18 protein-coding genes and 1 riboswitch are annotated in these 16,465 nt (G+C 54.2%); of the genes, 10 read left to right on the forward strand and 8 right to left on the reverse strand.

Going from position 1 to position 16,465, the window contains the following annotated elements:
• The first annotated feature begins 110 nt into the window (after positions 1-110).
• Complete coding sequence (locus tag FDX14_RS20990; protein WP_003831553.1) at positions 111-845, forward strand: GntR family transcriptional regulator; 735 nt, start codon at positions 111-113, stop codon at positions 843-845.
• 68 nt (positions 846-913) lie between these two features.
• Here FDX14_RS20990 and rhlE read toward each other — a convergent pair whose 3' ends face one another.
• Positions 914-2,260, reverse strand: a complete 1,347-nt coding sequence (gene rhlE / locus FDX14_RS20995) for an ATP-dependent RNA helicase RhlE (RefSeq protein WP_137350178.1) — start codon at positions 2,258-2,260, stop codon at positions 914-916.
• A gap of 221 nt (positions 2,261-2,481) precedes the next feature.
• On the opposite strand from rhlE, the gene cecR reads away from it, so the two are divergent.
• Genes cecR through FDX14_RS21020 form a run of 5 tightly spaced genes read left to right on the forward strand, consistent with a single transcriptional unit; the run spans position 2,482 to position 8,123 of the window.
• Positions 2,482-3,159, forward strand: coding sequence for a transcriptional regulator CecR (cecR, locus tag FDX14_RS21000; RefSeq protein WP_042309607.1), 678 nt, complete (start codon positions 2,482-2,484; stop codon positions 3,157-3,159).
• Complete coding sequence (gene hlyD / locus FDX14_RS21005; RefSeq protein WP_137350179.1) at positions 3,156-4,151, forward strand: secretion protein HlyD; 996 nt, start codon at positions 3,156-3,158, stop codon at positions 4,149-4,151. Before cecR ends, hlyD begins: the two co-directional genes overlap by 4 nt.
• Positions 4,144-5,880, forward strand: a complete 1,737-nt coding sequence (locus FDX14_RS21010) for an ATP-binding cassette domain-containing protein (protein WP_061381912.1) — start codon at positions 4,144-4,146, stop codon at positions 5,878-5,880. Before hlyD ends, FDX14_RS21010 begins: the two co-directional genes overlap by 8 nt.
• A complete protein-coding gene (locus FDX14_RS21015) occupies positions 5,873-7,006 on the forward strand; it encodes an ABC transporter permease (RefSeq protein WP_042309610.1) in 1,134 nt (377 codons plus the stop codon). Before FDX14_RS21010 ends, FDX14_RS21015 begins: the two co-directional genes overlap by 8 nt.
• Before the next feature lie 10 nt (positions 7,007-7,016).
• A complete protein-coding gene (locus FDX14_RS21020) occupies positions 7,017-8,123 on the forward strand; it encodes an ABC transporter permease (protein WP_042309612.1) in 1,107 nt (368 codons plus the stop codon).
• On the opposite strand, the gene FDX14_RS21025 is transcribed toward FDX14_RS21020, so the two are convergent.
• Positions 8,085-8,495, reverse strand: coding sequence for a YbhQ family protein (locus FDX14_RS21025; protein ID WP_042309614.1), 411 nt, complete (start codon positions 8,493-8,495; stop codon positions 8,085-8,087). The genes FDX14_RS21020 and FDX14_RS21025 overlap by 39 nt on opposite strands.
• Before the next feature lie 132 nt (positions 8,496-8,627).
• Between FDX14_RS21025 and FDX14_RS21030 the strand changes: the two genes are divergently transcribed.
• From FDX14_RS21030 to FDX14_RS21040, 3 genes are read left to right on the forward strand one after another with little or no spacing between them, the layout of a single operon-like run.
• Positions 8,628-9,389 carry an endonuclease/exonuclease/phosphatase family protein gene (locus tag FDX14_RS21030; protein ID WP_042309615.1) on the forward strand — a complete coding sequence of 254 codons (762 nt, stop codon included), beginning with the start codon at positions 8,628-8,630 and terminating at the stop codon, positions 9,387-9,389.
• A complete protein-coding gene (gene clsB, locus FDX14_RS21035; protein ID WP_042309617.1) occupies positions 9,386-10,627 on the forward strand; it encodes a cardiolipin synthase ClsB in 1,242 nt (413 codons plus the stop codon). The genes FDX14_RS21030 and clsB overlap by 4 nt, the downstream gene beginning before the upstream one ends.
• The gene (locus FDX14_RS21040) at positions 10,627-11,589 is read left to right on the forward strand and encodes a lysylphosphatidylglycerol synthase domain-containing protein (RefSeq protein WP_047025514.1); all 963 of its coding nucleotides are present in this window, start codon (positions 10,627-10,629) and stop codon (positions 11,587-11,589) included. The genes clsB and FDX14_RS21040 overlap by 1 nt, the downstream gene beginning before the upstream one ends.
• Positions 11,590-11,679: 90 nt before the next feature.
• Here the strand turns inward: FDX14_RS21040 and FDX14_RS21045 are convergent, their stop codons facing one another.
• The 6 genes from FDX14_RS21045 to moaA all read right to left on the reverse strand — a co-directional run bounded on the left by FDX14_RS21045 (position 11,680) and on the right by moaA (position 15,126).
• Positions 11,680-12,384 carry a Bax inhibitor-1/YccA family protein gene (locus tag FDX14_RS21045; RefSeq protein ID WP_038639068.1) on the reverse strand — a complete coding sequence of 235 codons (705 nt, stop codon included), beginning with the start codon at positions 12,382-12,384 and terminating at the stop codon, positions 11,680-11,682.
• Between the two features lie 41 nt (positions 12,385-12,425).
• A complete protein-coding gene (gene moaE, locus FDX14_RS21050; RefSeq protein WP_038639065.1) occupies positions 12,426-12,878 on the reverse strand; it encodes a molybdopterin synthase catalytic subunit MoaE in 453 nt (150 codons plus the stop codon).
• 1 nt (position 12,879) lies between these two features.
• A complete protein-coding gene (gene moaD / locus FDX14_RS21055) occupies positions 12,880-13,125 on the reverse strand; it encodes a molybdopterin synthase sulfur carrier subunit (protein WP_170973610.1) in 246 nt (81 codons plus the stop codon).
• Positions 13,118-13,603 carry a cyclic pyranopterin monophosphate synthase MoaC gene (gene moaC, locus FDX14_RS21060; RefSeq protein ID WP_061381915.1) on the reverse strand — a complete coding sequence of 162 codons (486 nt, stop codon included), beginning with the start codon at positions 13,601-13,603 and terminating at the stop codon, positions 13,118-13,120. Before moaC ends, moaD begins: the two co-directional genes overlap by 8 nt.
• 2 nt (positions 13,604-13,605) lie before the next feature.
• Entirely contained in the window at positions 13,606-14,118 is a 513-nt protein-coding gene (gene moaB / locus FDX14_RS21065; RefSeq protein ID WP_042309623.1) for a molybdenum cofactor biosynthesis protein B, read from the reverse strand.
• 18 nt (positions 14,119-14,136) lie between these two features.
• The gene (gene moaA, locus FDX14_RS21070) at positions 14,137-15,126 is read right to left on the reverse strand and encodes a GTP 3',8-cyclase MoaA (RefSeq protein ID WP_061381916.1); all 990 of its coding nucleotides are present in this window, start codon (positions 15,124-15,126) and stop codon (positions 14,137-14,139) included.
• Positions 15,114-15,259, reverse strand: a riboswitch (molybdenum cofactor riboswitch). (Overlaps the previous gene by 13 nt.)
• Before the next feature lie 289 nt (positions 15,260-15,548).
• Between moaA and yvcK the strand changes: the two genes are divergently transcribed.
• Positions 15,549-16,457 (forward strand): uridine diphosphate-N-acetylglucosamine-binding protein YvcK, encoded by a 909-nt coding sequence (gene yvcK / locus FDX14_RS21075; protein ID WP_137350181.1) that lies wholly within the window; start codon positions 15,549-15,551, stop codon positions 16,455-16,457.
• Positions 16,458-16,465 lie beyond the last annotated feature (8 nt).

The following is a 16,465-nucleotide window of genomic DNA, read 5'->3' on the forward strand; positions in this document are numbered from 1 at the left end:
AATGTCCGTACATTTAAATGTACGGACATTTATAGTATTTATAAGAAATGTAGGGAATAGTCCGTACAAATTTTCGTGATAAAGATCACTAATATTTTGATGAAACTGCGATGAAAGAATCTCTGTACAAGCGAATAGCACGTGAACTGGCGCAGCAAATTGCGGTGGGAACCTTTGCCCCCGGTTCGCTGTTTCCTACGGAAATGGAACTGTGTGAAACATGGCAGGTCAGCCGCCACACCATGCGTGAGGCGTTAAGGGAATTAACAGAGCAAGGTCTGATATCACGGCGTAAAGGCGCGGGAACTCGCGTTTGCGAACCTAAGGCTAACGGCGTCAATCACCCGCTATCGCATCTTGAGGATCTGTTGCTGCTGGCCAAAAACAATCTGCGCGTCATCAAGAAAATTGATGAGATTGTGGCGGACATAGAGTTGTCCCAGATGATTGGCTGCCCGCCAGGTTCCCGTTGGCTGCACATTGCCAGCACTCGCGAAGATGCGCAAAACCCCGACGCGCCAATCTGCTGGACGGACAGCTATGCCAGCACGGATTACGCCAAACTGCGTACGTACATCCGTGACGACCCACACTCGTTAATCAGCGATTTGATCGAAACCCATTACGGTATTAAAAGCCATGAGGTGCATCAGACCATTACGGCTGTCGGCGTGCCCAAAAAGGTGGCAAAGATTCTCAATGTAGCACCTGATTCACCAGCAATGAGAATCGTGCGTCGTTATCTGGACAGGGACGGGAAAGTATTTGAGACGACGATTTCGATTCACCCGGCAGGACGATATACCTGCTCAATCGTGCTGAAATCGCAAAGTTCGGGGGAGTGATTGACCTATCCGGCCTACACAGTGTGTAGACCGGATAGCATGTTTATACTGCCATACAGCAAGGTGAATTACTGCGCTGCAGACGGTTTGCGCGGACGGCGCGGTGGACGAGGTTTATCACCTGCCGGTTTGCCTTCGCCATTACGCGGCTTCGCTTTTGGCGCTCCGCCATCCGAACGACGCGGCTGCTGTCCACGCCCTGCTCCGCCCTGCCCTCGACCACCGCCGCCGCCACGCTGCTGACGACCGTTCTGGATCGGCTCAGCTTTAATGGACGGGTCTGGCTCGTAGCCTGGCGTCGCAATACGCGGGATCTCTTTTTTCAGCAACTTCTCGATGTCACGCAACAGCTTGTGTTCATCGACGCACACCAGAGACAACGCTTCGCCAGTAGCGGCCGCACGACCGGTACGACCAATACGGTGCACGTAATCTTCCGGGACGTTTGGCAACTCGTAGTTCACCACGTGCGGCAGCTCTTCAATATCCAGCCCGCGCGCGGCAATATCGGTTGCCACCAGCACGCGAATATCACCGGATTTAAAATCGGCCAGCGCACGCGTACGCGCCCCCTGAGATTTGTTACCGTGGATCGCCGCGCTGCGGATGCCGTCTTTATTCAGTTGTTCCGCCAGATGGTTCGCACCGTGTTTGGTACGGGTAAACACCAGCACCTGCTGCCAGTTGCCCTGACCAATCATCTGCGACAACAGTTCACGTTTGCGTTTTTTATCCACGAAATGCACATGCTGAGTCACCTGCTCGGACGCGGTATTACGACGCGCTACTTCAATTTCCAGCGGGTTATGCAGCAGCTTTTCGGCCAGCGATTTAATATCGTCAGAGAACGTTGCCGAGAACAGCAGGTTCTGACGTTTTGCCGGCAGTTTGGCCAGAACGCGACGAATGTCATGAATAAAGCCCATATCCAGCATGCGGTCAGCTTCATCCAGCACCAGGATCTCAACCTGATCCAGTTTCACCGCATTCTGGTGCTCCAGATCGAGCAAACGACCTGGGGTGGCAATCAGCACGTCCACACCGCCACGCAGCTTCATCATCTGCGGGTTAATGCTGACACCGCCGAAAACCACCAGCGAGCGAATATTGAGATACTTACTGTAATCACGAACATTTTCGCCAATCTGGGCTGCCAGTTCGCGGGTTGGCGTAAGGATCAGCGCACGAACCGGACGGCGGCTTTTACCATGCGGCTGATGGGTCACAAGGTGCTGCAACAACGGCAGGGTAAAGCCTGCTGTTTTCCCCGTACCGGTCTGGGCGCTGGCCATCAGATCACGGCCTTCCAGCACGGCAGGGATCGCCTGCTGCTGAATAGGGGTAGGTTCACGGTAACCCTGCTCGGCAACGGCACGTAAAATATCAGGGTTCAAACCAAGGGAATCAAAAGACATAACAACTCCGAACCGCCCTGACCGTTACCGGTGTCGTTTTCAGGGAGATACACACAATAGAGATGACAAAAACCACAATGTCATGAAGGGGCGGAGTGTAGCAGTTTTTGTGATGTACCGCATAAATTATCCCTTCAACAGAAAATAACCTCGCGGACTGGACAAGGTTGCACATCAGTCATAATCTTAATCAATCGATTGATTAAGATCAGAGTCGTGCCATGAATACACCCACCATGACAACCAAAGGTGAACAGGCGAAAAATCAGCTCATCGCCGCCGCACTGGCGCAGTTCGGCGAGTATGGTCTGCACGCCACAACGCGCGATATCGCCGCACAGGCTGGGCAAAATATTGCGGCCATCACCTACTATTTTGGCTCAAAAGAGGATTTATACCTCGCCTGCGCCCAGTGGATTGCTGATTTTATTGGCTCACAGTTTCGCCCGCATGCAGAAGAAGCCGAACGTCTGTTTGCTCAGCCGGAGCCGGATCGTGGCGCGATGCGCGAACTTATCCTGCGCGCCTGTAAAAATATGATCATGCTGTTAACCCAGGACGACACCGTTAACCTGAGCAAATTTATCTCGCGCGAACAGCTTTCACCCACCGCGGCTTATCAACTGGTGCACGACCAGGTTATCAATCCGCTGCATACCCACCTGACGCGCCTGATTGCTGCCTATACTGGTCGCGATGCCAACGATACCCAAATGATTCTGCACACCCACGCCATACTCGGCGAGGTGCTGGCCTTTCGTCTGGGGAAAGAAACTATTCTGTTGCGGACGGGCTGGTCACAATTTGATGAGGATAAAACCGCGCTGATTGAGCAAACCGTTACCTGTCACATCGATCTTATTCTGCAAGGTTTAACGCAAAGGAGTCTGGAGTCATGAAAAAACCTGTCGTTCTCGGGCTGGTCATCGCGGCCCTCGTTGCCGTGATTGCCGGTGGAACGTGGTGGTATCAAAGTCGGCAAGATAACGGTCTGACGCTCTACGGCAACGTCGATATCCGAAGCGTCAACCTGAGTTTTCGCGTCGGCGGCAGGCTGGCCTCGCTGGCGGTTGACGAAGGCGACGCCATTACCGCCGGTCAGGTGCTGGGCGAACTGGACCACGCGCCGTATGAAAACGCATTAATGCAGGCAAAAGCGAATGTTGCCGCCGCCCGGGCGCAATACGATCTGATGCTGGCAGGATATCGCGAAGAAGAGATTGCGCAAACCGCAGCGGCGGTCAAACAGGCGCAGGCCGCCTATGATTATGCGCAGAACTTTTACAATCGCCAGGTAGGACTGTGGAAAAGCCGCACCATCTCCGCTAACGATCTGGAAAACGCCCGTTCATCACGTGACCAGGCGCTGGCCTCACTGAAATCAGCCCAGGATAAACTCGCCCAGTATCGCAGCGGTAATCGTGTGCAGGATATTGAGCAGGCGAAAGCCACGCTCGAACAAGCGCAAGCTGAGCTGGCGCAGGCTGAGCTGAATTTGCATGACACTACGTTAACCTCTCCGTCTGACGGCACGATTCTCACCCGGGCGGTTGAACCGGGTAGCATGCTGAACGAAGGAGGCACAGTACTGACGCTATCACTCACGCGTCCGGTCTGGATTCGCGCCTACGTTGACGAACGAAATCTGAGCCAGGCGCAGCCAGGACGCGAAATTCTGCTCTACACCGATGGCCGCCCGGACAAACCGTATCACGGTAAAATTGGCTTCGTGTCGCCCACCGCCGAGTTTACCCCGAAAACGGTCGAGACCCCTGACCTGCGTACCGACCTGGTTTATCGTCTGCGCATTGTGGTGACCGACGCAGACGATGCGCTGCGCCAGGGGATGCCGGTAACAATAAAGTTTGGCGATGAGGCGCGGCATGACTGACGCCGTCATTACGCTGAATGGGCTGACGAAAAACTTTGCCGGAATGGAAAAACCGGCCGTCGCCCCGCTCGACTGTACCGTTCATGCCGGCTACGTGACCGGGCTTGTCGGGCCGGACGGCGCGGGCAAAACCACGCTGATGCGCATGCTGGCGGGTTTGTTAAAACCCGACGCCGGAAGTGCTGCGGTAATTGGTTTTGATCCCATCAAAGACGACAGCGCCCTGCATGCAGTGCTCGGTTATATGCCACAGAAATTTGGCCTGTACGAAGATTTAACGGTTATGGAGAACCTCAATCTCTATGCCGATTTGCGCAGCGTCACCGGCGACGTGCGAGAAAAAACCTTTGCCCGGTTACTGGAATTTACCTCACTGGGTCCGTTTACCGGACGACTGGCAGGCAAGCTTTCCGGAGGCATGAAACAGAAGCTCGGGCTTGCCTGTACGCTGGTCGGCGAACCCAAAGTGTTGCTGCTGGATGAGCCCGGCGTGGGCGTCGACCCGATATCCCGCCGCGAGTTGTGGCAAATGGTCCATGAACTGGCGGGCGACGGGATGCTGATCCTCTGGAGTACCTCCTATCTGGATGAAGCCGAACAGTGTCGTGATGTGCTGCTGATGAATGAAGGCGAATTGCTGTATCAGGGCGATCCGACCCAGCTTACGCAGACGATGGCCGGACGCAGCTTTTTAATGAGCAGCCCGCAGGAAAATAACCGCCGACTATTGCAACGCGTGTTAAAACTGCCGCAGGTCAGCGACGGGATGATTCAGGGGAAATCCGTCCGTTTGATCCTCAAAAAAGAGGCCACGGCCCAGCAGATTCAAGACGCGAACGGTATGCCGGAGATAATCATCAACGAAACCGCTCCCCGTTTCGAGGATGCTTTTATCGATTTACTCGGCGGGGCCGGAACATCAGAGTCACCGCTGGGCGCCATCCTGCATACCGTGGAAGGCACGCCTGGCGAAACGGTGATCGAAGCCAAAGCGTTGACCAAAAAGTTTGGCGATTTTGCCGCTACCGACCATGTAGACTTTGCCGTGCAGCGCGGCGAGATTTTTGGCCTGTTAGGCCCCAATGGCGCCGGGAAATCCACCACCTTTAAAATGATGTGCGGTCTGCTGGTTCCTACCTCCGGCAAAGCGCTGGTGCTGGATATGGATCTCAAGGTTAGCTCCGGCAAAGCGCGTCAGCATCTGGGCTATATGGCGCAGAAATTCTCCCTGTACGGCAACCTGACGGTTGAACAGAATCTGCGTTTTTTCTCCGGCGTCTACGGCCTGCGCGGTCGAGCGCAGAAAGAGAAGATCGATCGCATGAGTGAGGCATTTGGCCTGAAAAGCATCGCCTCCCACGCTACCGACGAGCTACCGCTGGGCTTTAAACAACGTCTGGCGCTGGCCTGCTCGCTGATGCATGAGCCAGATATCCTGTTTCTCGATGAACCCACTTCCGGGGTTGATCCCCTTACCCGTCGAGAATTCTGGTTGCATATCAACAGTATGGTGGAAAAAGGCGTCACGGTGATGGTGACTACCCACTTTATGGATGAGGCGGAATATTGCGATCGCATCGGGCTGGTGTATCGCGGCAAACTGATCGCCAGCGGCACGCCGGACGACCTGAAAGCAAAGGCTGCCGATAGCGACACACCGGACCCAACCATGGAGCAGGCGTTTATTACGCTCATCAATGACTGGGATAAGGAGCATACGCATGAGTAACTCCGCGCTCTCATGGCGACGCGTACGCGCGCTGTGCGTAAAAGAGACGCGCCAGATCGTCCGCGATCCCAGCAGTTGGCTGATTGCGGTGGTGATCCCGTTGTTGCTGCTGTTTATCTTCGGCTACGGGATCAACCTCGACTCCAGCAAGCTGCGAGTGGGAATTTTGCTCGAACAGCAGAGCGAAGAGGCGCTGGATTTTACGCACACCATGACCGGTTCGCCGTACATTGACGCCACCATCAGCGATAACCGTCAGGAATTGATTGAGAAAATGCAGGCCGGGCGCATTCGCGGGCTGGTGGTGATCCCGGTAGATTTTGCCCAACAAATGGCGCGACCCGGCGACACAGCCCCTATTCAGGTGATTACTGACGGCAGCGAACCGAATACCGCCAACTTTGTGCAGGGTTATGTCGAAGGTATCTGGCAGATTTGGCAGCAACAGCGGGCAGAGGATCGCGGGGAATCGTTCAAGCCGTTAATCGATGTGCAGACCCGCTACTGGTTTAACCCGGCGGCTATCAGCCAGCACTTTATTATTCCCGGGGCGGTAACCATCATCATGACGGTGATTGGCGCGATCCTCACCTCGTTAGTGGTGGCGCGTGAATGGGAGCGCGGCACCATGGAAGCTCTGTTGTCTACCGAAGTTACCCGCGTTGAGCTGCTGCTGTGCAAACTGATCCCCTATTACTTTTTAGGCATGCTGGCGATGCTGCTGTGTATGCTGGTGTCGGTGTTTATTCTTGGCGTGCCCTATCGCGGCTCGTTGTTAATCCTGTTTTTTATTACCAGCCTGTTCCTGCTCAGTACGCTCGGTATGGGCCTGCTTATCTCCACCATCACCCGTAATCAGTTTAACGCCGCGCAGGTTGCGCTGAACGCCGCTTTCCTGCCCTCGATTATGTTGTCGGGGTTTATCTTCCAGATAGACAGCATGCCGGCGATTATCCGCGCGGTGACTTACATTATTCCGGCGCGCTATTTCGTCAGCACCCTGCAAAGCCTTTTTTTGGCGGGCAACATTCCAGTGGTGCTGGTTATCAACGTGCTGTTTTTAATCGCTTCGGCGGTAATGTTTATTGGCCTGACGTGGCTGAAAACCAAACGTCGGCTGGATTAAGGGGACGGGCATGTTTCATCGCTTATGGACATTAATTCGCAAAGAGCTGCAATCGCTATTACGCGAACCACAGACGCGAGCCATTCTGATTCTACCGGTGCTGATTCAGGTCATTCTGTTCCCGTTCGCCGCGACGCTGGAAGTGACCAACGCTACTATCGCTATCTATAACGAAGACAATGGCAAACACTCGGTGGAGCTTACCCAGCGCTTCGCCCGCGCCAGCGCCTTTACGCATGTCCTGTTACTGAAAAGCCCACAGGAGATCCAGCCCACCATCGACACGCAAAAAGCGCTGCTGCTGGTGCGCTTCCCGGCCAACTTTTCGCGGAATCTGGATACCTTCCAGCAAGCGCCCATGCAAATTATCCTCGATGGACGTAACTCGAACAGCGCGCAAATTGCCGCCAATTACCTGCAGCAGATCGTGAAGGAGTACCAGCAGCAGCTGATGGACGGCAAGCCAAAACCGAACAACAGCGAACTGGTGGTACGTAACTGGTATAACCCGAATCTGGACTACAAATGGTTCGTGGTTCCGTCGCTGATCGCCATGATCACCACCATCGGCGTGATGATCGTCACCTCGCTGTCGGTGGCCCGCGAGCGCGAACAGGGCACGCTCGATCAACTGCTGGTCTCCCCGCTTACAACCTGGCAAATTTTCATCGGCAAGGCAGTACCCGCGCTGATTGTGGCCACTTTTCAGGCCACCATTGTGCTGGCGATCGGCATCTGGGCTTATCACATTCCGTTTGCCGGTTCACTGGGGCTGTTCTATTTCACGATGGTGATTTATGGGCTGTCGCTGGTCGGTTTTGGTCTGCTGATTTCATCGCTGTGCGCCACCCAGCAGCAGGCGTTTATCGGCGTATTTGTCTTTATGATGCCGGCGATATTGCTCTCAGGCTACGTCTCGCCGGTCGAAAATATGCCGGTATGGTTACAGAATCTGACGTGGATAAACCCGATCCGCCATTTTACGGACATCACGAAACAGATTTACCTGAAGGATGCGAGTCTGAAGATTGTCTGGGGAAGTTTGTGGCCGCTGTTGGTGATAGCGGCCACAACCGGCTCAGCGGCGTATGCGATGTTTCGCCGCAAGGTGATGTAGCTTTTTGTCTTTCGCCAACAGCGACACCACGGCGGGTCCGGCAAGGATCACCAGCCCCGCCAGGGCCAGCAAGACGTTGTTTTGCAGCACGCGCGACAGCAGCCACAGTACGATCATCGCGGCACCGAAATACCACGTCGTAGTGAGTTCTTCCAGCACATCCGCCACGTCGCGCCAGCGCTGTTCATGGTGACGTTGCAAGGCCAGCATTAATAAAACCGTTACGCCGTAAACGACGCATAATCCCAGGCCGACGTGCACCAGCGTGCCGCTCATCCAGCCCATTACCAGCAATGCCACTACCAGTAAATGCAACACAATCTGCCAGCAACTTAGACCCGTTGCGACACGAACACGTTGTTGCCACCTCATGGCTTTTCTCCTGAAGGATTTTCGACTAATTGTTCAGAGTACCGGACTTTACGGAAAATTCCGCAACACCGCATCTTTTTGTGACGACGACTACACTATTTTAATCAGGAAAGTGACGCCAACGGGAGAATCATGGCCAGACAAACAGAACGGTTTTCATTCAATGTGCTCACCATTAATACTCATAAAGGGTTTACCGCCTTCAATCGGCGTTTTATTTTGCCTGAGCTGCGGGAAGCCGTCAGAACGGTCGGGGCGGATATTGTGTGCCTGCAAGAGGTAATGGGCGCACACGAGGTGCATCCTCTGCATGTGGAAAACTGGCCGGACACCACGCACTACGAATTTCTGGCGGATACCATGTGGAGCGACTTCGCTTATGGACGTAACGCCGTGTATCCGCAAGGGCATCACGGTAACGCCGTGCTGTCGCGCTATCCTATTGAACATTATGAAAATCGCGATGTGTCGGTCGGCGCGAGTGAAAAACGCGGGGTCCTGTACTGCCGCATCGTGCCGCCGATGCTCTCCCACCCGGTTCACGTGATGTGTGTCCATCTCGGTTTGCGTGAAGCTCACCGTCAGGCCCAGCTCGCTATGCTGGCAGATTGGGTGAATGCCTTACCTGAGGGTGAGCCCGTTGTGGTCGCCGGAGATTTCAACGACTGGCGACAAAAAGCCAATCATCCGTTGAAAGCCAATGCCGACCTTGACGAGATTTTTACCCGCGCCCACGGTCGCCCGGCGCGGACGTTTCCGGTGCAGTTTCCCCTGCTACGTCTCGACAGGATCTATGTGAAAAATGCGAATGCCAGCACCCCAACGGCGCTGGCGCTGCGTCACTGGCGACATTTGTCCGATCATGCCCCTCTGAGTGCGGAGATTCATTTATGAAATTTGGCTGGCGTGAAGGCAATCAAATTCAACTACTGGAAAACGGCGATCAGTTCTACCCCGCCGTGTTTGACGCCATTGAACAGGCGCAACAAAAGATTATCCTCGAAACCTTCATCTGGTTTGAGGATGCGGTCGGAAAACAGCTGCATGCCGCGCTGCTGAGTGCAGCACGTCGCGGCGTCAAAGCCGAAGTACTGCTGGATGGCTATGGCTCGCCGGACCTCAGCGACAGCTTCGTTAATGAGCTAACCGCAGCTGGCATTGTTTTCCGCTACTACGATCCGCGCCCGCGTCTGTTCGGCATGCGCACTAATCTCTTTCGCCGTATGCATCGTAAAATTGTGGTCATTGATGACCGCGTTGCTTTCGTCGGCGGCATCAATTATTCCGCTGAACATATGTCTGATTACGGCCCTGAGGCCAAGCAGGATTACGCCGTACGCGTTGAAGGTCCCATCGTGGCCGACATCCTGACATTCGTACTGGAAAACCTGCCGGGCCAGAGCGCCGTACGCCGCTGGTGGCGACGTCATCATCGGGCAATCGAAAATCATCGGCCTGGCGAAGCGCAGGTGCTGTTTGTCTGGCGCGACAACGAAGAACATCGCGATGATATTGAACGCCATTATTTGAAAATGCTTACCCAGGCCAGACGGGAAGTGATCATTGCCAATGCCTACTTCTTTCCCGGTTATCGCTTTCTGCATGCCCTGCGTAAAGCGGCCCGACGCGGCGTTCGGGTAAAACTCATCGTGCAGGGTGAACCGGATATGCCGATTGTGAAAGTGGGCGCCCGCCTGCTGTACAACTATCTGGTAAAAGGCGGCGTCCATGTCTATGAATATCGCCGTAAACCTCTGCATGGCAAAGTCGCGCTAATGGACGATCATTGGGCGACGGTAGGCTCCAGCAATCTTGACCCGCTCAGCCTGTCGCTGAATCTGGAAGCGAATCTCATTATTCATGACCGTGCGTTTAACCAGACTCTGCGCGATAACCTGAACCCTATTATTGCGCAGGACTGCAAGCGGGTTGATGAATCCATGCTGCCCAAACGCACCTGGTGGAACCTGACTAAAAGCGTGCTGGCGTTCCACTTTTTACGCCATTTCCCGGCGCTGGTCGGCTGGCTACCCGCACATACACCACATCTGACCGAGGTAGAACCGCCCGCACAGCCTGCCATGGAAACGCAGGATCGCATTCAAACTGAGGATGTCGGAGGAAAATCCTGATGGCCAAAGCACATCCGCGCTGGCGGTTAGCGAAAAAAATACTCACGTGGCTATTTTTCATTGCCGTCATCGTGTTGCTGGTCATTTATGCCAGCAAGGTCAACTGGGAAGAGGTCTGGACGGTAATCCGGGATTACAATCGGACTGCCCTGCTCAGCGCCGTGGGGCTGGTGATCGTCAGTTATTTACTCTACGGCTGCTATGACCTGCTCGGCCGACATTATTGTGGGCACAAGCTGGCAAAACGCCAGGTCATGCTGGTGTCGTTTATCTGTTACGCCTTCAACCTGACGTTAAGCACCTGGGTGGGCGGTATTGGGATGCGTTACCGGCTCTACTCGCGCCTCGGGTTGCCGGGGAGCACTATTACGCGGATTTTTTCGCTGAGTATTACCACCAACTGGTTGGGCTATATTCTGCTGGGCGGTTTTATTTTTACCTTTGGTGTGGTCGAGCTGCCCGCGCATTGGTATATCGATGAAGGTACGCTGCGCATTTTAGGCATTGCGCTGCTACTGATTATTGTCGTTTATCTTTGGTTTTGCGCCTTCGCTAAACATCGCCACATCACCATCAGGGGCCAAAAGCTGGTGCTGCCCTCGTGGAAATTCGCCATCGCGCAAATGGCGATATCCAGTACCAACTGGATGGTGATGGGAGCCATTATCTGGCTGTTGCTGGGTCAGGATATCAACTATTTCTTCGTGCTGGGCGTGCTGCTGGTGAGCAGTATTGCCGGGGTTATCGTACATATTCCGGCGGGGATCGGTGTGCTGGAGGCGGTCTTTATGGCGTTGCTGGCGGGAGAAGATACTTCTCAAGGCAAGATTATCGCCGCCCTGCTTGCGTATCGCGTCCTCTATTATTTTATTCCGCTGCTGCTGGCGCTTATTTGCTACCTGTTGCTGGAAAGTCGGGCGAAGAAGCTGCGGGCGAAAAACGAGAAGGCAATGGCGAAATGATTTGCCGGATGCGGCTTAACGCCTTATCCGGCCTACTTTCGATACACAACTGTAGGCCGGATAAACGCTGCGCCATCCGGCAACAGAGAATTAACGACGATTGCCGAAGATACGCAGCAGCATCAGGAACAGGTTGATAAAGTCCAGATACAGCGTTAGTGCGCCAAGAATCGCGTATTTGCGCAGATTAGAACTGTCACGCAGATCGATCTGCTCACCGATGTTTTTCAGCTTCTGCGTGTCATAGGCGGTCAGACCGACAAACACAATCACCCCAATGTAGGTTACCGCCCACATCAACGCTTCGCTCTTCAGCCAGAAGTTAACCAGTGAAGCCAGCACAATACCGATTAGCGCCATAAACAGCATATTGCCGAAACCGCTGAGATCGCGCTTAGTGGTATAACCGTACAGGCTCATGATGCCAAACATCCCGCCGGTGACCACAAAGGTACTGGCGATAGACGAGTAGGTATAGACGATGAAGATGCTCGACAGCGTTAACCCGGTTAACGCCGAATAGAGCATAAACAGCGTGGTTGCCACACCGGCGCTCAGCTTTTGCACCATGCCGGACAAAACGAACACCAGCGCCAGTTGGGCGATAATCAGGCCAAAGAATGTGATTTTACTGGAGAAGACAAACATCATCACCGCGGGCGTATTTGCCGCATACCAAGCGATAAACGCCGTCAGCAACAACCCGCAGGTCATCCAGCCATAAACCTGCGCCATATACGTTTGCAGGCCGGAACGCGCCTGCACAATAGAATCGGATCGTGGGAATCGGTCCATGACAATCTCCTGAATCAGTATGAGCCTACAACAATTGTACTCTACCAGCGTTTTGCTGCTAGCTTATCGCTGTCACGAGCATCCACCCAACGTTCACCTTCCGGCGTGGCCTCGCGCTTCCAGAACGGTGCGCGGGTTTTCAGATAATCCATAATGAACTGCCCGGCATCAAACGCGCTACTACGATGCGCGCTGGTCACGCCAACAAAAACGATTTCATCGCCGGGCCACAGCGCGCCAATGCGATGGATCACCGTCACCCGTCCCAGCGGCCAGCGCGTACGCGCCTCGTCGACAATCTCCGCCAGCGCTTTTTCGGTCATGCCGGGATAGTGTTCCAGCGTTAATGCCTGCACACTGTCGCCGAGGTTGTGGTTACGCACTTTACCGGTGAAGGTCACTACGGCGCCGTCTTCATCACGCTCGGCAAGCCAGGGATACTCTTCCCCAACGCTGAACGGCGCATGCCCAACAACAATTCGCGTCTCAGCCATCTTAACCTCCGGTTACCGGTGGGAAGAAAGCCACTTCATCACCTGCATTAAGGGGATGGTCAAAACTGACCAGCGTCTGGTTCACCGCCGCCAGCAGCTTGCCGTCTTCCAGCGCCAGCGCCCAACGATCGCCTTTCGCCGCCAGATGCTGGCGCAGCGCTTCGACCGTTGCAAATTCGGCGGTGACCTCTAACGCATCCGTGTTGACCAGTTCACGGACCTGGGCAAAGAAAAGAACCTTAATCATGCGCATCCACCTTAAAATCGCCCGACTTACCACCACTTTTTGCCAGCAGGCGCACCGGACCAATCACCATGTCCTTTTGTACCGCTTTGCACATGTCGTAGATGGTCAACGCCGCCACGGAGGCCGCCGTTAACGCTTCCATTTCCACACCGGTTTTCCCGCTCAGGCGACACAGCGTCTCAATGCGTACACGATCGTGTTCCGGTTCGGCATGCAGGTTAACTTCGACCTTGCTCAGCATCAGCGGGTGACACAGCGGGATAAGATCCCAGGTCCGTTTGGCCGCCTGAATACCGGCAATGCGCGCCGTGGCGAAAACGTCGCCTTTATGGTGGCTACCATCGATAATCATCGCCAGCGTTTCGCTACGCATCGTCACGAATGCTTCAGCACGCGCCTCGCGTACCGTTTCTGCTTTACCAGAGACATCCACCATGTGGGCTTCGCCAGCGGCGTTAATATGAGTCAGTTGCGACATACTTATTTCTTCAAATGTGGGTGGAAATTACACGGACGCGTACGGGCATCAAGCTGCGGCGCAATGATATTTTCCCAGGCGGTACGACACGCTTTGGTCGAACCCGGCATGGCGAAAATCAGCGTTTTATTCGCAACCCCGGCAATTGCCCGGGATTGCAGCGTCGCGGTGCCGATCTCTTCAAACGAGAGCATACGGAATACTTCGCCAAAACCCTCAACTTCTCTGTCGAACAGCGGTTGCAGCGCTTCCGGCGCCTGGTCGCCTTCGGTCAGTCCGGTGCCGCCGGTAATGAGCACGACCTGCACATCGTCACTGGCAATCCAGGCGGAAACCTGGGCGCGGATGGCATAGCGGTTCTCTTTGACAATCGCCTTGTCAACAATCTGATGGCCCGCTTCCAGCGCCGAGTCACGCAGGTAGTGACCAGAGGTGTCATCCTCTTCGCCGCGACGGTTGGAAACAGTAAGAATAGCAATGCGTGTCGGGATAAATTCAGCGCTTACCTGACTCATGAAAACTCCTTTTAGCGATCAGCCGCCAATGTAAGATAAGTTTTGCGTAATACCGGTATTGTTCTGATGCAGGAAATGGGTCTGCTTTTTCTCCAGCAGCGCGGTTGAAATGCGTTCTTCCAGCGCGGATTGCTGAGCGTCATCTTCCAGCAAGTCACGCAGGCTTACGCCGCCTTCACCAAATAAACACAGATGAAGCTTGCCGACAGAGGAAACGCGCAGACGATTACAGGTGGCGCAAAAGTCTTTCTCATAAGGCATGATCAGACCAATTTCGCCAGCATAATCTGGATGACAGAAAACTTGAGCCGGACCGTCGCTGCGCAGGCGTTGCTGGTGGATCCAGCCGCGACGCAGAAGCTCATCGCGCAGTACTTGCCCTGAGATATGATGCTTACGGAAGAGAGAGCTGCCCTCGCCCGTTTCCATCAGTTCAATAAAACGCAGTTGAATAGGACGCGGTTGGATCCACGCCAGGAAGGTGTCCAGTTGATGATGGTTTACATCGCGCATCAACACCGTGTTGACCTTCACTTTTTCAAAACCGGCATCAAAGGCGGCGTCAATGCCCGCCATCACCTGCTGAAATTTGTCCTGCCCGGTAATGGCGTGAAACTGACGGGCATCGAGACTGTCGACGCTGACGTTGAGTGCCGTCAGACCTGCATCGCGCCAGGCGGCAGCATCGCGCGCCAGACGATAACCATTGGTCGTTACCGCAATCTGACGGATGGCGTCGTTTTCACGCACAGCGGCAATAATATCGGTAAAATCGCGACGTAATGAGGGTTCGCCCCCTGTCAGGCGCACTTTTTCCGTCCCCAGGCTGGCGAACGCTCGGGTGACGCGGCGAATTTCATCAACGGTCAAAAAGCCGTTATTGGTGACTCCACCGGGCTTATAGCCATCCGGCAGGCAGTAGGTGCAACGAAAGTTACACACATCGGTAATCGACAAACGTAAGTAGTAAAACTTACGCGCGAAAGCATCGGTAAGCTGAGAGCCCATGTACACCTTTCCAAATACGGGAGACGCAGTCATTTCTTCCTGCGCCCTGGTGACAATCTCGTTCGAGCATTGCCACGGCCAAAGCACCGTATCATTTGACCCAGGTGCAGAGGCTAGAGTGTTTATACTCATCATACTTTGAGTACGTAGTGGTTATGCCGATACTAGCGTGTAAATGGCGATAATGCCAAGCACACTTACGCTGTATAAATATGTATATAGCGTCATGATCGTGCAATTTCGCTACAGAATAAGCAAAAACCACAGTTTTGCATTGATATACATCATCTTGCTGTCAGGTGCATGTCGTCAGAAAGGGGTAGATCGCCGAAAATTAATTTCGGCAAATGCCAACTGGATAATTGCTGAAAACACGCTATTTACGGTACTGTAGCGCCGATCAATTGATATCAGGAAACTCTATGCGCACTCGCACGCTGGCAGATCTAGATCGCGTTGTCGCTCTCGGCGGAGGGCATGGATTAGGACGCGTTCTCTCCTCACTTTCCCCTTTAGGCTCACGACTGACGGGTATCGTCACCACCACCGATAATGGCGGCTCCACGGGGCGTATTCGTCGTTCTGAAGGCGGCATCGCCTGGGGTGACATGCGTAACTGCCTGAACCAGTTAATTACCCAACCCAGCGTTGCATCCGCTATGTTTGAATACCGTTTTGGCGGTAATGGCGAGCTTTCCGGACATAACCTCGGAAATTTAATGTTAAAGGCGCTCGATCACCTCAGCGTGCGGCCTCTGGAAGCCATAAATTTAATTCGCAACCTGCTGAAGGTCGATGCGCATTTAATTCCGATGTCAGAGCTGCCGGTGGATCTGATGGCTATTGATGATCAGGGGCATGAAGTCTATGGCGAAGTGAATATCGATCAGCTCACTATCCCTCCTCAGGAACTGATGCTGTCGCCAAAAGTCCCCACCACGCGAGAAGCGGTTGAGGCAATCGCCGAAGCGGATTTGATTCTGATAGGACCAGGCAGTTTTTATACCAGCCTGATGCCGATCCTGCTGCTCGACGAACTGGCGCAGGCATTACGGCGTACCCCCGCCAGGATGGTCTACATTGGCAACCTGGGTCGCGAATTAAGCCTGCCAGCAGCCAGCCTGACGCTTAACGATAAGCTGACAATCATCGAACAGTACGTTGGCAAGAAAGTGATAGACGCGGTGGTTGTCGGCCCGAAAGTAGATGTTTCCGCCGTTACCGGCCGCATTGTGATTCAGGAAGTACTGGAGGCCAGCGATATTCCGTACCGTCATGACCGTCAACTGCTGCACCACGCTCTGGAGAAAGCCGTACAGGCATTAGGCTGAACGGACCT

Source organism: Citrobacter sp. wls710 (assembly GCF_005281115.1).
GTDB classification, from domain to species: Bacteria; Pseudomonadota; Gammaproteobacteria; order Enterobacterales; family Enterobacteriaceae; genus Citrobacter; species Citrobacter werkmanii.

Bases quoted from the DNA above. Each gene is read 5' to 3' on its own strand.
- FDX14_RS21010 (WP_061381912.1), top strand. From the start codon at position 4,144: ATGACTGACGCCGTCATTACGCTGAATGGGCTGACGAAAAACTTTGCC.
- FDX14_RS21020 (WP_042309612.1), top strand. From the start codon at position 7,017: ATGTTTCATCGCTTATGGACATTAATTCGCAAAGAGCTGCAATCGCTA.
- FDX14_RS20990 (WP_003831553.1), top strand. From the start codon at position 111: ATGAAAGAATCTCTGTACAAGCGAATAGCACGTGAACTGGCGCAGCAA.
- FDX14_RS21030 (WP_042309615.1), top strand. From the start codon at position 8,628: ATGGCCAGACAAACAGAACGGTTTTCATTCAATGTGCTCACCATTAAT.
- FDX14_RS21015 (WP_042309610.1), top strand. From the start codon at position 5,873: ATGAGTAACTCCGCGCTCTCATGGCGACGCGTACGCGCGCTGTGCGTA.
- cecR (WP_042309607.1), top strand. From the start codon at position 2,482: ATGAATACACCCACCATGACAACCAAAGGTGAACAGGCGAAAAATCAG.
- FDX14_RS21040 (WP_047025514.1), top strand. From the start codon at position 10,627: ATGGCCAAAGCACATCCGCGCTGGCGGTTAGCGAAAAAAATACTCACG.
- FDX14_RS21045 (WP_038639068.1), bottom strand. From the start codon at position 12,384: ATGGACCGATTCCCACGATCCGATTCTATTGTGCAGGCGCGTTCCGGC.
- moaD (WP_170973610.1), bottom strand. From the start codon at position 13,125: ATGATTAAGGTTCTTTTCTTTGCCCAGGTCCGTGAACTGGTCAACACG.
- moaA (WP_061381916.1), bottom strand. From the start codon at position 15,126: ATGGGCTCTCAGCTTACCGATGCTTTCGCGCGTAAGTTTTACTACTTA.
- hlyD (WP_137350179.1), top strand. From the start codon at position 3,156: ATGAAAAAACCTGTCGTTCTCGGGCTGGTCATCGCGGCCCTCGTTGCC.
- moaC (WP_061381915.1), bottom strand. From the start codon at position 13,603: ATGTCGCAACTGACTCATATTAACGCCGCTGGCGAAGCCCACATGGTG.
- rhlE (WP_137350178.1), bottom strand. From the start codon at position 2,260: ATGTCTTTTGATTCCCTTGGTTTGAACCCTGATATTTTACGTGCCGTT.
- clsB (WP_042309617.1), top strand. From the start codon at position 9,386: ATGAAATTTGGCTGGCGTGAAGGCAATCAAATTCAACTACTGGAAAAC.
- moaE (WP_038639065.1), bottom strand. From the start codon at position 12,878: ATGGCTGAGACGCGAATTGTTGTTGGGCATGCGCCGTTCAGCGTTGGG.
- yvcK (WP_137350181.1), top strand. From the start codon at position 15,549: ATGCGCACTCGCACGCTGGCAGATCTAGATCGCGTTGTCGCTCTCGGC.
- moaB (WP_042309623.1), bottom strand. From the start codon at position 14,118: ATGAGTCAGGTAAGCGCTGAATTTATCCCGACACGCATTGCTATTCTT.
- FDX14_RS21025 (WP_042309614.1), bottom strand. From the start codon at position 8,495: ATGAGGTGGCAACAACGTGTTCGTGTCGCAACGGGTCTAAGTTGCTGG.